Here is a 15,566-nt window from a genome sequence, read left to right on the forward strand (position 1 = left end):
CGCTGCGATCAGTCCTTCTTCGGCGACGAAGGGGCGATCGTCTTTGCCGGGGCCGCGGCCGGTGTTGCCGGCGTTGCCGGAGCAGCAGCCGATGTTGCCGGCCTTGCCGGAGCCGTGGGCGGTATTGCCGGCTTTGCCGGTGCTGCGGCTGGTGTTGCGCCATTGAGATTTCCAAGGAGCGACGAGATAGCATCGTCGCCGTCGAAGCCGGCTTCCTTCATCAACCTGTCGAGGATCGGTTTGTTGGCCTGATAGGACAGAAGCTGGCCGGCCAGTCCTTCGCCAAGCCCGATGCCGTTTCCGCCGGTCGCGCCGTTTCCGCGGCCAAGCATGCCGCCGGTGTCGAAGATCCGGATATCGGAGATCTTTTCGATCGGCTTGACCGCCTCGGCAAGCGCCTCGGGAATGATGCGGATACGTTCGCGGGTGATCTCGAACTCGATGATGGCAGCGCTCAGTTTGTTACGCGCGTCGTTGAGCAGGGCTTCGCTCTCGGCCGCGGCCTTGCCGGTTTCGAGAATACCCTTGGCCTTGATGATCGCCGCATCCGCTTCGGCGGTCGCCAGCGTCTTGATGGCTTCGGCTTGGTCGCTTGCGGCCTGTTTTTCAGCCTCGGCGCCGACGGTGACTGCGGTTGCGTCCGTCTCGGCTTTCTTGCGCGCATCGATCACGGCAATCTGCCTTTCGCGTTCGGCGATCTCGATCGCCTTGGCGGTGCCGACTTTTTCCTCTGCCGCAATCGCCAGCGCCCGGGCCGCTTCCGCAGCCGCCTTCGCCTCGGATTCTTCACGGCTTTTGTTGGCAACGGCGATCGCGCTTTCCTGCGCGACGATCTGCAGGTCACGCTTGGCTTCGGTGTCGCGCTGCTGCACGGCGCGGGCCGAATCGATGTTGGCGCTTTCGCGGGCCTGTTTGGCGGCTGCCTCGCGTTCGGCGACCGCCTGTTCGGAGGCGATGCGGGCTTCTTCCTCGGCGCGTTTTGCCGCCTGCTCCTGCTGGGCGGTTTCGGCGCGCGTCGCCGCGGATTTGTTGGCGATGTCGCGTTCCTGGCTGAGTTCGGCTTCCCGCTTGGTCCGCTCGATGGTCAGCGACTGCTGGCGGGCCTCCAAATCTTTCTGGGCGATGGCGACTTCGGTATCGCGAACGATTTCGTTTCGCTCCTTCTTGCGACCCTCGGTGATGCGGGTCAATGCCGCAAGACCTTGCGCATCGAAGAAGTTGTTGGCGTTGAAGTGCTTGATGTCGGTCTGGTCGAGGCGTGTCAGCGACACGGATTCGAGCTCGAGGCCGTTCGACTGGAGATCGGCGCCGACGGCTTCCTGCACGGCCTTGACGAAGTCCATGCGCTGTTCCTGCAGCGCGTCGAGATTCATTGTCGCGGCCACCGAGCGAAGGCCGTCGACGAATTTTGCTTCGATCAGGATACGAAGCGCCTCGGCATCGTTGGTGCGGCTGCCGAGCGTCTGAGCGGCCAGCGCGATCGAGGAGGCGTCGGGTTTGACGCGCACATAGAATTCGGCGCCGATATCGACGCGCATGCGGTCCTTGGTGATCAGTGCATCGCCCTCGCCGCGGCGAACCTCGAGCCGCAGCGTCTTCAGGTTGACGCGGGCGATCGAGTGAAAGATCGGCAGAACGACCGAACCGCCGTCGAGCACAACCTTCTGGCCGCCAAGACCGGTGCGCACATAGGCTTCGTCGCGGCTGGAGCGGGTGTAGAGAGAGGCGAGGACAAAACCGATGCCGAAGATCAGAACGATCGCGATAGCGGCCGGTAGAATAATGTCATACATCATGACTGCTCCCTGAAAGATTGATTGTCCGAGCCGGTGGGGTCCACCAGGGCGGGAATGGCGATAAATACATCTGCGTTGCGATCGACGAGGAGAACCTGCGTGCCGATGCCGAGAGGCTGCTGATCCTTGGCGGCCCTGGCTCTCAGCACATGCCAGTTGCCATGCTGGTCCTTGACGCGGACGCGTCCCGGCAGTCCCTGATCGAGCGGGCCGAGGGACACTTCGGCGGTCCGGCCGACGAAGGTGTCGAGATCGACCGCATAGGTCTCGTCGTGCGGCACGATCCGCGCCACGGTTCTGCTCGATGCCCTGACCATGGGGAAGGTGATCAAAAGGGCCGGAATGACGGCGATGACGGAGGGTAGCGGCGCCCAGAAGGTGTTGGCGACGGCCTGGACGGCAAAGCCTGAAATGGCGAAGAAGCCGAGTGTCAGCATCAGCAGAATGAGCAGGGGAACGCCGCCGAGATTGAGCCAGGAGAGATAGCCAGCAATGCCGTCATGGCCATGGAAATCCGGCTTTCCGAGAAGTTCCGTGATCGAAAAACCCATGACGGTCGCCAGCATCTCGATCGCCGTCAGGCCCGCGAGCACGGCGGCGGCAATGGCAAAGGGAGCACATTCGGGCGCGAAGAAAAGTGCCATCGGCGTTACCGGCTATCCGTCTTGAAGCGTGCGAGGCGTGCCTCGATCGCGCGTTCGCGATGCAACCGGTCGAGTTCGTCCAACTCGGAACTATTGGTATGCTCGGCTGATGGCACGCCGGTCAGCCGCGAGACCGCCGCGGCGGCGCGGGCGGCACCTGCGCCGGGCGTCGGTCTGTTGTGGCCGGCTGCGGCCTCTTCGGGATGCTTGGCGATGCTGCGCTTGAAATCGGCAAGGCGGGCGTCGGCCTCGCGGCGGGTGGCGAGAACGGCCTGGAGGGCTTTCTGGCCTTCGTCCAGCTGCTCCCGGGCGTCGGCCAGTGCCTTGTCGAGCGCGGCGATCTGGGATTCGAGATCGATCTGACGGGCGACGCCGGCCTTTGCGAGATCATCCCGTCCGGAGGAGACGGCAAGGCGGATCTTTGCGTCGAGCGCGTCCATGTCTTCAACGATTTCGTCCTTGCGGCTCTGGATGCGGTATTCCTCAGCGCGCGCCTTGCCGAGGTCGGTGCGGGCTTCCTCGGCCGCCGCATCGATTTCGCGGATCGCCTGTTCGATGACGGCGATCTTGTTGACGCCTTCCGCTTTGTCGATCGCTGCATTGGCGATGCCCGCGATCAGGCGACCCATGCGTGAAAGAATGCCTTCATTCGTCATGTTTTCCTCCATCCGAGCGGAATTCGGCGTGACGCCGATGTTAATCTCGTAGCGATCGTGGTCCGCTACAAGGTATGCGGGAAAAATACTCTCCCATCCCTTGGAATAACCCGCGACATCGAAAGCCACGGCAACACGTCCGTGCACCGTAGCGATCGTGAGATCCGATGGCCCCTTGATGGCGAAAAGCTTGTCGTCGAGCGGCAGCTGCAGCGGATCGGGGATGGCGCCCCGATTGGCGGCGAAATCGCGCAGGCCGAGCGTCACCAGCCGCGCCGGCAGGCCCGTCTGCTCGCGGACCGTCTCGTAAGCAAGATCATGCAGGACCACGAGATTGGCGCCGGCCTTGTCGTCGATGAGTTCGGTCAGGATGCCGGTCATCTTGCGATAGGCGGCAATGGTGTCATCAAGCGCCTGCCGGGCCTGATCGTCAGGCGCCAGCATGTAGCGCAATAGCGAAGGATGCGGTGTCTTGCTCGTGGGTGCCATGGATAAAACATAAAGCACCGCTTTTGTGCTTTCAAGGGGAGGCGCAAAAAATACAACCTTTGCTTAACGTATCGTTAGAAGGCGGGAGGCGTCGAACGATACGCGCTGTAAGCAAGTTGCAAGAAGCAGCGTTTGAGACATTCCGAATTACATTGCAGATGGAAGAACCGGCATCAGATCGGCTCCGCTCCCTATCGAGCGGCCGTGCGCGCCTCGCGAATGCCGGCGCTGATACGATTGATGATGGTCCATATGAGCAGGAGAGCCACCACGGCCCAAAGCCACGAAGTCCATGCTGCAAACGTTCCACCTGCCGCGACGAAGATGCCGAGCGCGCTGAAAAGTACCGCGCGGTCGCTCTTGCCCAGTGGCCCGTCGTAACGCCGGCTTGCGCCGACGGTCTGACCCAGAACGCCGGTAAATTCCGTCAGCGCCGAAAGGAAGATGACGGCCATCGCCAGCACCAAGCCGTTTGGATCGATGAGCGCAAACGGCAAATACAGGGCGACATCCGACACGACATCGCCGATCTCGTTCAGATAGGCGCCCAAAATGCTCTTCTGCCCATGTTCGCGCGCAAGCATGCCGTCAATGGCGTTGAGGCCCATGCGCAGGAGAAACCAGACAGGCACCAGCAGGAACCAATGCGGAAGCGGAGCAACGCTCAGAAAAAGGCCGAGTGCAACCGAGACGGCGGCGGCGATTGACGTCACCTGATTGGCGGTGACGCCTCGCGCCGCAAGGGAGCGCACCAGAGGGCGAAGAATATTCTGAAACCGGGACTTCAATTGATAAACAGACATGCGACCTCAATGGAATTTCGTGGCATCGGATAAATCTAGTCCGGCTCCGGCGGTGCAGATCGTACTTGTGGGGAAGTCCATACTTCATAGCGGTTCTCGCTTAGGACTTACATTTGCGACTAGACTTTTGCAATGAATGCAAATCACTGTTCCGCTAATGGTTGCAACTCATCCATCGATCAGAATTGGAGAAGACCGTGCTGCAAACTGCCGATAGTGGGCATTCGTCATCGACGGCCAGAGCAATGCAAGAATCCGAATTTGTCTCGCATGATGGCACACGGCTCTTTTATCGGATGTGGCCTGCGACCGGCGCTGCACCGAAGGGCGCAATCATCCTTCTCCATCGCGGCCACGAGCATAGCGGCCGCGTCGCCCATCTCGCCACCGAGCTCGGCCTCGATGATTTTGCCTTCTACGCCTGGGACGCGCGCGGCCACGGGCGTTCACCGGGGGAGCGCGGCTATTCGCCATCCTTTGCCGCCTCGGCGCATGACCTCGATTGCTTCGTCCGCCATGTCAGCGAGACAAGCGGTACTGCCGTCGAAGACATCGCCGTCATTGCGCAGAGCGTCGGCGCCGTTCTCGCCACCGCCTGGGTGCACGACTATGCGCCGCCGATCCGTGCGCTGGTGTTGGCCTCGCCGGCCTTCAGCGTCAAGCTCTATGTGCCTTTTGCCAGGGAAGGCATTGCGCTCTGGGAAAAGCTTAAGGGCACATTCTTCGTCAATTCCTATGTCAAGGCGAGGTTCCTGACGCATGACCCCGAGCGCATCGCCTCGTACGAATCCGACCCGCTGATATCTAGGCCAATTGCCTCCAACATTCTTTTGCAGCTCTACGAGGCGGCAGCCCGCGTCGTCGGCGACGCCCGCGCCATCACCGTTCCGACCCAACTGCTGATATCCGGCAGCGACTGGGTGGTGCGACACGCGCCGCAGCACCGGTTCTATGAAAACCTCGGCAGCCGCATCAAGGAGCGGCATGTGCTTGCCGGCTTCTACCATGACACACTTGGCGAAAAAGACCGTACGATGGCGCTCGCCGAGATCCGCCGTTTTGTCGATGCGCGTTTCGCCGAGCCCCGGGCGCCTGCCGATCTCAGCACCGCCCATATCCAGGGCTATACGAAGGATGAGGCAGACCGGCTCGCGAGCCCTCTCGACGCCGCATCCCCACGCGGCATCTACTGGGCGCTCAGCCGCCTCAACATCAGGCTTGGCGCCCTGGTCTCAGAAGGCATCAGGACGGGGGTCAAGACCGGTTTTGATTCCGGCTCGACGCTCGATTACGTCTACGAGAACAAGCCGCGCGGGCTCGGTCCCGGCGGGCGTTTGATCGACAAGGTGTTCCTCGAGGCGATCGGCTGGCGCGGCATCAGGCAGCGAAAGCTGCATTTGCAGGAGCTGATCGACCGCGCGCTGCAGCGCCTGAAAGCAGCCGGCCGCAGCACCCATATGCTCGACATAGCGGCCGGCCACGGCCGTTATGTCCTTGATGCGATCGAGGCGGCTGCCGTGCGTCCCGATAGTGCGCGATTGCAGGATTATTCCCCCATAAACGTCGATGCCGGCCGCAACAGCATCGCCGCGCGGGGACTGGGTGATTTCGTGAGCTTCCGCCAGCAGGATGCCTTTGACGGCGAAGGGCTGGCTGCAATCATGCCGGCTCCGGATCTCGCGATCGTCTCCGGCCTGTATGAGTTGTTTTCCGACAATGCGATGATCGCCGCTTCGCTCGATGGGATTGCCCGCGCGATGCGGCCCGGCGGACTGCTCGTCTACACCAACCAGCCATGGCATCCGCAACTGGAGATGATCGCCCGTGCTCTGACCTCCCACCGCGGCGGCCAGGCATGGGTGATGCGACGGCGGACGCAGGAAGAAATGGACCAACTGGTCGCCGCAGCCGGTTTCCGCAAGCTCGAACAGCGCATCGACCAGTGGGGTATTTTCACCGTCTCGCTGGCGGAGAGAGCGTGAGGGCAAGACGTTGGGGCAGGCACGTTCAACTCTTTCTGAGGCAGCGCCGGTCCTGAGACGGGCAGCGCTCTGGCTCGTCCTCCTGGCGCCGTTCTTCTATCTGACCTATGGCGGCGCCAATTGGGTGGCGTCGCAACGCGCCCATGTGCCGAACATCGCCTTCGCATGGGAAAGCGCCATTCCGTTCCTAGCGTGGACGATCATTCCCTATTGGTCGATCAATCTGTTCTACGCACTCTGCCTGTTCATCAACACGACGCCGCGCGATGTGGATGTGCTCGCGAGGCGTTATTTGACGATCCAGCTGCTAGCCGTCGCCTGCTTTGTCGCGTTTCCGCTCGAAGCGCTCTTCGTGCGGCCGGCAACGAGCGGCCTGCCCGGTTTCATGTTCACCGTCCTCGGTGGATTCGATAAGCCGTTCAACCAGGCGCCGTCCCTGCATATCGCGCTTCTGATGGTGATCTGGGACCATCTGCGCGGCCGGCTGCCGCGGAAGGCACGGCTTTTTTGGCACTTCTGGTGCTTCCTGATCGGAGCCTCCGTGCTGACGACGTGGCAGCATCACGTCATGGACATACCGACCGGCATGCTGCTCGGTCTGTTCGCCGCCTGGCTTTTTCCGCGCGACGCCGGTTCGCCTCTCGCGAAGTTTGCGATGAGCGGCGATCCGAAGTCGCGCCGCCTTGGCGTCTACTACCTGTGCGGCGCCGTCGCATTCCTCGGTCTTGCAGTGCTCTGCACGCCTCTATCGGCCGCAGCACTTCTGTTGCTCTGGCCGGCCATGGCGCTGGCGATCGTCGCAGTCGGATATTTCGGCGCCGGCCCGCAGATATTCCAGAAACGCGCCGATGGCCGGACCACGCTTGCCAGCCGCTGGCTGCTGGCGCCCTACCGGCTCGGCGCTGTCATCAACGTTTGGCTCTGGACCCGAAAAATGCCGGCATCCGTGGCGATCGCTGATGGTGTCCATCTTGGTCGTTTTCCGCGTCGCCACGAGGCCAATCGTTTTGCCACGGTGATCGACATTACCGGCGAACTTCAGCGCCCGAGCGGGACGCTCGCGGGCTGGTCCAGCTTTCCAACCCTTGATCTGACCGGCCTCGACAAGATCCAGACCCGGGCTGCGGCGAACCTTATCGAGGTTGCGCGCCACCAGGGACCGGTCCTCGTCTGCTGTGCTTTAGGTTTCCAGCGGAGCGCCGGCGTCATCGTGCGCTGGCTGCTTATCAGCCGACGTTGCGACAATCCAGCCGAAGCGCTGCGGCTGATCGAACGGGCGGGGTGGCGTGTTTATCTGCCTGTGGAAAGTCTCCATGCCGTGGCGGAGGGTTTGCAATGACGCAGTGGAATACCGTGGCCTCTGCGGCTGCGCGAAACCTCGGCCGCAATGCAGTCGTCTGCGGGCTCACAGTGTTGTTGCCACTGATTGTCGGCCCGATCACCGCGGACTATCGAGGTTTCGCTCCAATGCTCGGCTGGCTTCTGATGCTCGTTTTCTGCGGGATTATTCTTGCGCTGGCGATCCATCTGCTTTTCGATGCGCTGTTGTTTCGCCTCGCGTCGAGCTACGAGACCGAGACGGCCGGTCTTGCCGCGATCGACGACCTGTTGTCCCGCATGCAGCTTCGCAAGCCTGACGGGACGCCGCGTGGCCTCGAGAAGCGGATTGCCGGATCGCGCCGCATCGTCTGGCAGCAGCGTCTCGCGCTCTCCATCTATCTCGTGATTTTCGCGATCCTTCTGCTCGACGCGACCGATGGGCCGCCGCTCTGCTGAGCGGCTTCTCAAGCAGGGTCACGGCCGCACAGCGATGATCGACGAGTTCACATCCTTGATGTCGCGCTTGCCGCAGAGGGCCATGGTGATGTCCATCTCCTTGCGGAGAATGCCGAGCGCCAGTGTGACGCCCTCCTTGCCCATGGCGCCGAGGCCATAAAGGAAGGGGCGGCCGATATAGGTGCCTTTGGCGCCGAGCGCGACGGCCTTCAAGACGTCCTGTCCGGAGCGGATGCCGCCGTCGAGATGGACTTCGATGCGGTCGCCGACGGCGTCGACGATCGCAGGCAGCATGCTGATCGAGGAAGGGGCGCCGTCCAGTTGGCGGCCGCCATGATTGGAGACGACGATCGCGTCGGCGCCGGTATCGGCGGCGGCCTTCGCATCCTCCGGATCGAGCACGCCCTTGATGATCAGCGGGCCGCCCCATTGCTCCTTGATCCAGGCGACATCGGCCCAGGAAAGCCGCGGGTCGAACTGCTCGTGTGTCCATGCGGCAAGCGAGGTGATGTTGGTGACATTTTTCGCGTGGCCGATAATGTTGCCGAAGGTGCGGCGCTTGGTCTTAAGCATATCCAGGCACCAGAAGGGCCGGGTCGCCATCTGCCAGATGTGTTTCGGGGTAAATCTTGGCGGCGCCGACAGGCCGTTGCGCAGGTCCTTGTGGCGCTGGCCGAGGATCTGCAGGTCCGCTGTCAGCACCAGCGCCGAACATCTGGCGGCCTTGGCGCGGTTGATCAGCCCGAGGACGAAATCCTTGTCCCGCATCACATAGAGCTGGAACCAGAAGGGACGCGTCGTCACCGAAGCGACATCCTCGATCGAGCAGATGCTCATCGTCGACAGCGTGAAGGGGACGCCGAACTCCTCGGCGGCGCGCGCCGCCAGCATCTCGCCATCGGCGTGCTGCATGCCGGTCAGGCCGGTCGGCGCCAGGGCCACCGGCATCGACACTCTCTGGCCGATCATCGTCGTTTCCAGCGAGCGGTTGGCCATGTCGACCATTACCCGCTGGCGCAGCTTGATCCGGCTGAAATCACTCTCGTTCGCCTGATATGTAGATTCCGTCCAGGCGCCCGAATCCGCATAATCGAAAAACATCTTCGGCACGCGGCGCCGTGCGCGCTGTTTCAGATCGGCGATGGTGAGCGGCGTGGCCATGAATTGAACCTTCACATCTGAATGCGGCTACAGGAAATTGGCCCTTTCAGGCTGCAGTTGGGCATCGGGGATCGATAAAGCGAGGTGTCATCCAAGCCCCGCTTTCATAGCCACACCCGCCACATAGGTTTCGGCGACCGCCCGGTCGTCGCCCATCGTCTGCAAGAGGAAGAGTTCTTCGGGCAAGGTCTTTACCGCCTCCAGTTTCAGCGCCATGGCCGGGGTCGCGGCCGCGTCGAGGACGATGAGGTCGGCTTCGGTGCCGGGGTCCAGCGTGCCGATCCGACCTGCCAGTGACAGCGCCTCGGCATTGCCGCGCGTCATCAGGTAGTAGCTTTCCAGCGGGTTCAGCCGTTCGCCGAGCAATTGCTGGATCTTGTAGGCCTCGTCCATGGTTTTCAGCATCGAATAGCTGGAGCCGCCGCCAATATCGGTCGCCACCCCGATGCGCACCGGCTTTTCGCGCCGCGCCAGCGCCTTCAGCGGAAACAGGCCGGAGCCGAGGAAGAGGTTCGAGGTCGGGCAGTGGACGGCGACCGAGCCCGTCTCGCTCATGACATCGGCTTCACGCTCGGACAGGTGAATGGCGTGGCCGAACAGGCTTTTCGGTCCGAGCAGGCCGTAACGGGCGTAGATGTCGGTATAGTCGATCGCGTCGGGATAGAGCTCGCAGGTGAATTTGATCTCGTCGTGATTTTCCGAAAGATGCGTCTGGATGTGCAGATCGGGAAATTCGCGGGCGAGCGCTGCCGTCGCTTCCATCTGCGCCGGGGTCGAGGTGATGGCGAAGCGCGGGGTGATGGCGACGTGGTTGCGGCCCTTGCCGTGCCAGTCGGCTATCACCTGACGGGTCTCGTCATAGCCCATCTCCGGCGTGTCGAGCAGGCCTTGCGGGGCGTTGCGGTCCATCATCACCTTGCCGCCGACCATGCGCATGTTGCGCTTCATCGCCTCGGCGAAAAAGGCGTCGGCCGAGGTCTTGTGCACGGAGCAATAGGCGACCGCCGTGGTCGTGCCGTGGCGGATCAGTTCGTCGTAGAAATGCGTGGCGATCCTTTGCGCGTGTGCGCTTTCGACGAAACGGCATTCCTCAGGAAAGGTATAGCTGTTCAGCCATTCGAGCAGGTTGGCGGCATAGGAGGCGATCACCTGCATCTGCGGAAAATGCAAATGCATGTCGATGAAGCCGGGCAGGATCAGATGCGGGCGATGGTCGATCTCGATCACATCAGCGGCTGCCTTTGCCTTCACGTCGGCATAGGCGCCGGCCGCCGCGATCAGCCCGTCTTCGATCAGCAGACCGCCATCCTCCTCGTAGAGATAGCTCTGGCTGTCGGTCAGACTCAGCGGCGCGCGATGAAAAGAAAGCAGGCGGCCGCGCAGGAGTGTCGTCGTCATTGTTTCTTGCCTTCGACTGCGCTTTCGAACCAGGCGACCAGCAGCTTGCGTTCGTCCGGCGTGATATCGGTCACGTTGCCGGGCGGCATGGCATGGGTGCGGCCCGCTTGTATATAGATCTCGCGGGCATGGGCGGCAATTTCCGCGTCGTTTTCGAGCATCACCTCTTTCGGCGGCCGCACGATGCCCTCATAGACGGGCTCGGCGGCGTGGCACATCGAACAGCGCGTCGCGACCAGTTGCTTGACGGCGGGAAAATGCGGATCGCCGGCGAATTGCTGGAAGGCGGGCGCCACCGCCGCCGTATCCTTATCGCCGGTCAGCAGCTTCGGCACCGTCGAAAGCCACATGATCAGGATGAAAAGGACGAGGGTGACGATCCAGGTCCAGGTCGGCCGGCCTTTCCTGGCATGGGTGGTGTTGAACCAGTGGCGGATGGTGACGCCCATCAGGAAGACAAGCGCCGCGATCACCCAATTGAACTGTGTTCCGAAAGCCAGCGGATAGTGGTTCGACAGCATGAAAAAGATGACGGGCAGGGTCAGGTAGTTGTTGTGCAGCGAACGCTGCTTGGCGATCTGTCCGTATTTCGGATCGGGCGTTCGGCCGGCGATGAGATCGGCGACGACGATCTTCTGGTTGGGGATGATGATCATGAAGACGTTGGCCGACATGATCGTCGCGGTGAAGGCGCCGAGATGGAGGAAGGCGGCGCGGCCGCTGAAAAGCTGCGTATAGCCCCAGGCCATGAAGACCAGCACGACGTAGAGGACTGCCATCAGTCCCCAGGTGTTGCGACCGAGCGGCGACTTGCAGAGCAAGTCGTAGACGATCCAGCCGAAAGCCAGGGATGCCAGCGAGATCGCGATGGCGACCGGCGGGCTGATATCGAGCACATGGCGATCGATGAGAAAGAGGTCGGCGCCGCCATAATAGACGATGCACAGCATCAGGAAGCCGGATATCCAGGTGAAATAGCTCTCATATTTGAACCAGGTCAGGTGCTCCGGCATTTGCGCGGGTGCCACCAGATATTTCTGGATATGATAGAAGCCGCCGCCATGGACCTGCCATTCCTCGCCATAGGCGCCGGGCGGCAGATGTGGGCGTTTCACCAGTCCGAGATCGAGCGCGATGAAATAGAAGGACGATCCGATCCAGGCGATCGCGGTGACGACATGGAACCAGCGCGCCGCGAAGGCGAGCCATTCCCATGCTATGGCATATTCATACATCGAGTTCCCCTATCTTCCTCCGACTCGTAACATTGCGGAAATTTTGGCGGGGAGGGAAGAGGAGATTGAAAGACCGCACATGTGCACCGGTTTCCGCAACGGTGGCGAGGCCGAAGGAGCCATGGAATGATCACCGCGCTCTACAGCGATCAGCTCATCGCCGAAAACGCGCCGATGGACCGGCGGCTCGCGGCGCTCATTCTGTCGCGTGGTAACCGCATCGGCTATATCGCCTCGGCCCCGGAGCCGCAGCGGGCGTTCTTCGACGAGAAGCGGCAGTATTATGCCCGATATGGCCTTTCTCTCGATCTCTTCGTCGATCTCGACGCGCTTGCCGGCGGCGAGGAGATCGGCCGGCTGTTTGCCTGCAACGCCATCCATCTCACAGGCGGCCACACCGGCGATTTTCTGAGACGGCTGCGCCAAAGCGGCATGCTGGAAAAACTGCGCGCATGGGCGCTTGACGACGGCATTCTCGTCGGCACCAGCGCCGGGGCGATTTTGATGACGCCGACGATCGCCGCCGATGCGCTCTTTGAGGGCGGTTCGCCGGAGGCGGTACGGGATGGCGCGGCTCTTGATCTCATGCCCTTCGAGTTCTTTCCGCATCTGAACGACGATCCCGGCTATCTCCCCGCGCTGCTGCGCTACAGCGAGACCACGGCAAATCCTATTCTCGCGTGCCGGGACGGTGAGGGTCTCATTCTCTGCGATGGGCTCGTCGAAATCTTCGGCGCTCCGCTGATGATCGCTGGCGGCTTTGTCGAAGCTGCCGATCGCGGCCGCATCGCCGATCTGCTGTCCCGTGCCTAAAAGCTGCCGAGAATGCTGTGCATTATCTCCGTCTTATACTCGATCTGCTAATATAGTGGATCTTGAACGATGACGACTCGATTGCAGTTATGTTTAAGGCCGCCGGAATAAATAAGAAAAGTTAGATCGTCGGCGGCGCATTCATCAACGGAGAAGATGCCCATGCGCAGCATTCTGACGTGTGTGATGATTGCGTATGCGTCGCTGGCGATGGCTCACGACGCACCGTCGGGGTGGAGTTATGACCCCTATTGTTGCAACGGCGACAGTCATAATGGCGACTGCCAGATGATCCCTTCGAAGAGCGTGGCGGTGACGCCGGGCGGATATCGTGTCACGCTGCTGCCGGGCGACCACCGGCTGGTCACGCATGCCCACGTCTTCCTGCTGCCGATGACGAAGGCGATGCAATCCGGCGACAACGACTATCATCTCTGTTTATTCCCGAACGAGGACACGCCGCGCTGCTTCTATGCGCCGGAGATGGGATACTGAGGCCACGGCGATGCCTGGCTCCAAAGCGCGTCGCAGCAAACTTGATTCATGCTACGCGCTTTAGCTTTTTGTTTTGATGCATGTCGTTATCCCGGAACCGCTACACACTTCCCGGCGACATGCATTAGTTCCCGGCTGCCTTCATCTCGTCGAGGATCCAGTTGCGGAAGGCTTTGATCTTCGGCACGTTGCGGCGGTTTTCCGGATAGACGAGCCAATAGGCCTTGCCGTCGCTGCGGGTCAGCTCGAAAGGTTGATACAGCCGGCCGAGGGCGATCTCGGCCGCGTAGAAGGCCGGATGGAGGATGGCAACGCCATGGCCGGCGATTGCCGCGTCGGCTTCCACCGCCTGGGAGCCGAGCTGGTTGCGCGGGCGGCGATCGAGGTCCGTGTCGGTAACGCCGGCTGCCTCGAACCATTGTTTCCACCAGATGTCGCCGGCGTCGAAGAGATCGAACTTCAGGAGATCGCGCGGCGCCTTGATGCCGCCGGCTGATTCCGCCAGCTTCGGGCTGAGCATCGGGGTGAACTCCAGCCCCATCAGCCGGTGCAGGGTCAGACCCGGCCAGTTGCCGTCGCCCCAGCGGATCCCGACATCGATCTGTTCACGGGTAAAATCGATGATGTCGGAACTCGCCTGAAAGCGCACCGCGATCGCCGGATGCTTCAAGTGGAAGGAACCGAGGCGCGGCGCCAGCCATTTCGAGGCGAACGTATGGGTCGAGCTGATGGCGAGCGTGCCTTCCACACTGTCGCGCGCCGTCGCCATTGCATCGTGCAGCATGGCAAAGGCTTCGGTCACCTTCGGCGCCAGCCGTTCGCCGGTTTCCGTCAGCGCGATTTGGCGGGGACGGCGCAAGAAGAGCGGCTCGCCGACATTCTCCTCCAGCAGCTTGATCTGGTAGCTGACGGCCGTCTGCGTCATGCCGAGTTCGTCGCCCGCCTTGGTGAAACTGCCGAGCCGGGCAGCGGCTTCGAAGACGCGCAGCGCATTCAGCGGGAATTGCTTCGACAGTTTCATGGATAAGTTCTCTTGATGCAGGCAGACGGTCGTTCGATTGGAATTGCAGCATTTTCGGCGGCAAACTGCAACTCATACCATCAATCTATCGAGGTGATGTCATGGATTGCTCCACGATCGAAGAGAACCGGCCGCAACAGAGCATCGGTGCTTTCCGGCGTTTTGCCGGCTGGCTGGCGGGCAGCGCCGACCGTTTCTGCCGTCTGCCTCGGCTCGACTTTTCCGCCATGCCGGACCGCGTCAAGCGCGACCTCGGCTTTCTCGACGGGCGGGACCCTTACTACGAAGACGACCGCATGCGGTAGGCTGAAAGCGCCGTCAGGATTTCGGCGGCGCTCATGGCGGCGATCACTTCGGGGCGCTTGTCCCTGACCGCCGAGCCGCCGATCGGCAGCGTCAGCCGCTCCATCCAGCCACGCTCTCCGCCGCCTACGCGGGAAAGCCAGCTTGCGAAGGTGGCGCGCTTGGTCGCCGAGCCGATCATGCCGGTATAGGCAAGGTCACTCCTATCAAGCGCCTCGCGGGCGATGAGGAAATCCAGCGCGTGGTCGTGCGTCAGGATGACGACAGCGCCGCCGCCGCGAATATCCTTCACCAGCGCCTCCGGCATCGGCACGAGCCGGGTTTTCGTCTCAGCCGGCAGATTGGTCAATTCTTCCTGTCGCGTTTCGACGATCGTGACCGACAGCGGCAGCGGCGCAAGGGCTGCGGCAAGCGCCCGGCCGACATGGCCGGCACCGAAAAGATAGACCTCGGGCAGGCGCTCGATCTCGCCGGCAATCCTGGCTTCGAGTTCGTCTTTTACCGCCTGCGTCAGCCGGCGAAACCGCAACTGTGTGCGCCCGCCGCAGCACTGGCCGATTTCGGGGCCGAGCGGGATGTCCATCGCGGCGGTTCCGCCGGTTCCTGCGAGCATCTCCCGTGCATTCGCGATCGCCATGAATTCAAATTGCCCGCCGCCGATCGTGCCCCACAGCGCGGTCGGCGAGACGAGCATGTAGGCGCCGGCCTCGCGCGGGGTGGAGCCTTGCGCCCCGGTGATGTCGACGAGGATGCTGTCGGGGTTGGCGGTGAGGAAGGTGGGGAGGTCGGTCATGGAAAGATGGCCGATAGGTAAGCGGCTGTGATACCCCCCTCTGTCCTGCCGGACATCTCCCCCACAAGGGGGGAGATCGGCATCAGGCGCTGGCCTCCCAAGACACCGAAACGACAGCGTAAAAGCGGATTTTGATAATCCGATGCCAAGGCAATATGGGCGAAGGGCTGCGGTCTTGTCGATCTCCCCCCTCGTGGGGGA

Annotated in this window: 15 protein-coding genes; 6 read left to right on the plus strand and 9 right to left on the minus strand. The window is 62.1% G+C overall.

All coding sequences use genetic code 11. The annotated features are described in order from the left end of the window. Positions 1-8 precede the first annotated feature (8 nt). From K6N12_RS26760 to K6N12_RS26775, 4 genes are all read right to left on the minus strand, one after another. Entirely contained in the window at positions 9-1,796 is a 1,788-nt protein-coding gene (locus K6N12_RS26760; protein WP_097626534.1) for a flotillin family protein, read from the minus strand. Beyond that, positions 1,793-2,440 carry an OB-fold-containig protein gene (locus K6N12_RS26765; protein WP_097626536.1) on the minus strand — a complete coding sequence of 216 codons (648 nt, stop codon included), beginning with the start codon at positions 2,438-2,440 and terminating at the stop codon, positions 1,793-1,795. The genes K6N12_RS26760 and K6N12_RS26765 overlap by 4 nt, the downstream gene beginning before the upstream one ends. A gap of 5 nt (positions 2,441-2,445) precedes the next feature. Next, on the minus strand, positions 2,446-3,585 hold the full coding sequence (locus K6N12_RS26770) for a PspA/IM30 family protein (protein WP_097626538.1): 1,140 nt from the start codon (positions 3,583-3,585) through the stop codon (positions 2,446-2,448). 191 nt (positions 3,586-3,776) lie between these two features. Continuing rightward, on the minus strand, positions 3,777-4,388 hold the full coding sequence (locus tag K6N12_RS26775; RefSeq protein ID WP_097626540.1) for a CDP-alcohol phosphatidyltransferase family protein: 612 nt from the start codon (positions 4,386-4,388) through the stop codon (positions 3,777-3,779). Positions 4,389-4,585: 197 nt separating this feature from the next. Between K6N12_RS26775 and K6N12_RS26780 the strand changes: the two genes are divergently transcribed. The 3 genes from K6N12_RS26780 to K6N12_RS26790 are packed head-to-tail and all read left to right on the plus strand — an operon-like array spanning position 4,586 to position 8,146. Next, positions 4,586-6,370, plus strand: a complete 1,785-nt coding sequence (locus tag K6N12_RS26780) for a bifunctional alpha/beta hydrolase/class I SAM-dependent methyltransferase (RefSeq protein WP_097626542.1) — start codon at positions 4,586-4,588, stop codon at positions 6,368-6,370. Positions 6,371-6,380: 10 nt separating this feature from the next. Then, entirely contained in the window at positions 6,381-7,709 is a 1,329-nt protein-coding gene (locus K6N12_RS26785) for a phosphatase PAP2/dual specificity phosphatase family protein (protein WP_097626544.1), read from the plus strand. Next, positions 7,706-8,146, plus strand: coding sequence for a hypothetical protein (locus K6N12_RS26790; RefSeq protein WP_097626546.1), 441 nt, complete (start codon positions 7,706-7,708; stop codon positions 8,144-8,146). The genes K6N12_RS26785 and K6N12_RS26790 overlap by 4 nt, the downstream gene beginning before the upstream one ends. An 18-nt stretch (positions 8,147-8,164) precedes the next feature. Here the strand turns inward: K6N12_RS26790 and K6N12_RS26795 are convergent, their stop codons facing one another. The 3 genes from K6N12_RS26795 to K6N12_RS26805 all read right to left on the minus strand — a co-directional run bounded on the left by K6N12_RS26795 (position 8,165) and on the right by K6N12_RS26805 (position 11,940). After that, entirely contained in the window at positions 8,165-9,307 is a 1,143-nt protein-coding gene (locus tag K6N12_RS26795; protein ID WP_097626548.1) for an alpha-hydroxy acid oxidase, read from the minus strand. A gap of 87 nt (positions 9,308-9,394) precedes the next feature. Beyond that, positions 9,395-10,705 carry a guanine deaminase gene (gene guaD / locus K6N12_RS26800; RefSeq protein WP_097626550.1) on the minus strand — a complete coding sequence of 437 codons (1,311 nt, stop codon included), beginning with the start codon at positions 10,703-10,705 and terminating at the stop codon, positions 9,395-9,397. Beyond that, positions 10,702-11,940 (minus strand): urate hydroxylase PuuD, encoded by a 1,239-nt coding sequence (locus K6N12_RS26805; RefSeq protein ID WP_097626552.1) that lies wholly within the window; start codon positions 11,938-11,940, stop codon positions 10,702-10,704. Before K6N12_RS26805 ends, guaD begins: the two co-directional genes overlap by 4 nt. A 126-nt stretch (positions 11,941-12,066) precedes the next feature. Between K6N12_RS26805 and K6N12_RS26810 the strand changes: the two genes are divergently transcribed. Both K6N12_RS26810 and K6N12_RS26815 read left to right on the plus strand, forming a co-directional pair. Further along, complete coding sequence (locus tag K6N12_RS26810; protein WP_131711387.1) at positions 12,067-12,753, plus strand: Type 1 glutamine amidotransferase-like domain-containing protein; 687 nt, start codon at positions 12,067-12,069, stop codon at positions 12,751-12,753. Positions 12,754-12,915: 162 nt separating this feature from the next. Next, entirely contained in the window at positions 12,916-13,248 is a 333-nt protein-coding gene (locus K6N12_RS26815) for a hypothetical protein (RefSeq protein ID WP_097626556.1), read from the plus strand. A gap of 124 nt (positions 13,249-13,372) precedes the next feature. On the opposite strand, the gene gcvA is transcribed toward K6N12_RS26815, so the two are convergent. Continuing rightward, entirely contained in the window at positions 13,373-14,269 is an 897-nt protein-coding gene (gcvA, locus tag K6N12_RS26820; protein WP_097626558.1) for a transcriptional regulator GcvA, read from the minus strand. 101 nt (positions 14,270-14,370) lie between these two features. Between gcvA and K6N12_RS26825 the strand changes: the two genes are divergently transcribed. Further along, the gene (locus K6N12_RS26825; RefSeq protein WP_097626561.1) at positions 14,371-14,574 is read left to right on the plus strand and encodes a hypothetical protein; all 204 of its coding nucleotides are present in this window, start codon (positions 14,371-14,373) and stop codon (positions 14,572-14,574) included. On the opposite strand, the gene xdhC is transcribed toward K6N12_RS26825, so the two are convergent. Next, positions 14,550-15,365 carry a xanthine dehydrogenase accessory protein XdhC gene (gene xdhC, locus K6N12_RS26830; protein WP_097626563.1) on the minus strand — a complete coding sequence of 272 codons (816 nt, stop codon included), beginning with the start codon at positions 15,363-15,365 and terminating at the stop codon, positions 14,550-14,552. The genes K6N12_RS26825 and xdhC overlap by 25 nt on opposite strands. Positions 15,366-15,566 lie beyond the last annotated feature (201 nt).

It is taken from the genome of Rhizobium redzepovicii, from assembly GCF_019793435.1.
In the GTDB taxonomy this organism is placed as follows: Bacteria; Pseudomonadota; Alphaproteobacteria; order Rhizobiales; family Rhizobiaceae; genus Rhizobium; species Rhizobium redzepovicii.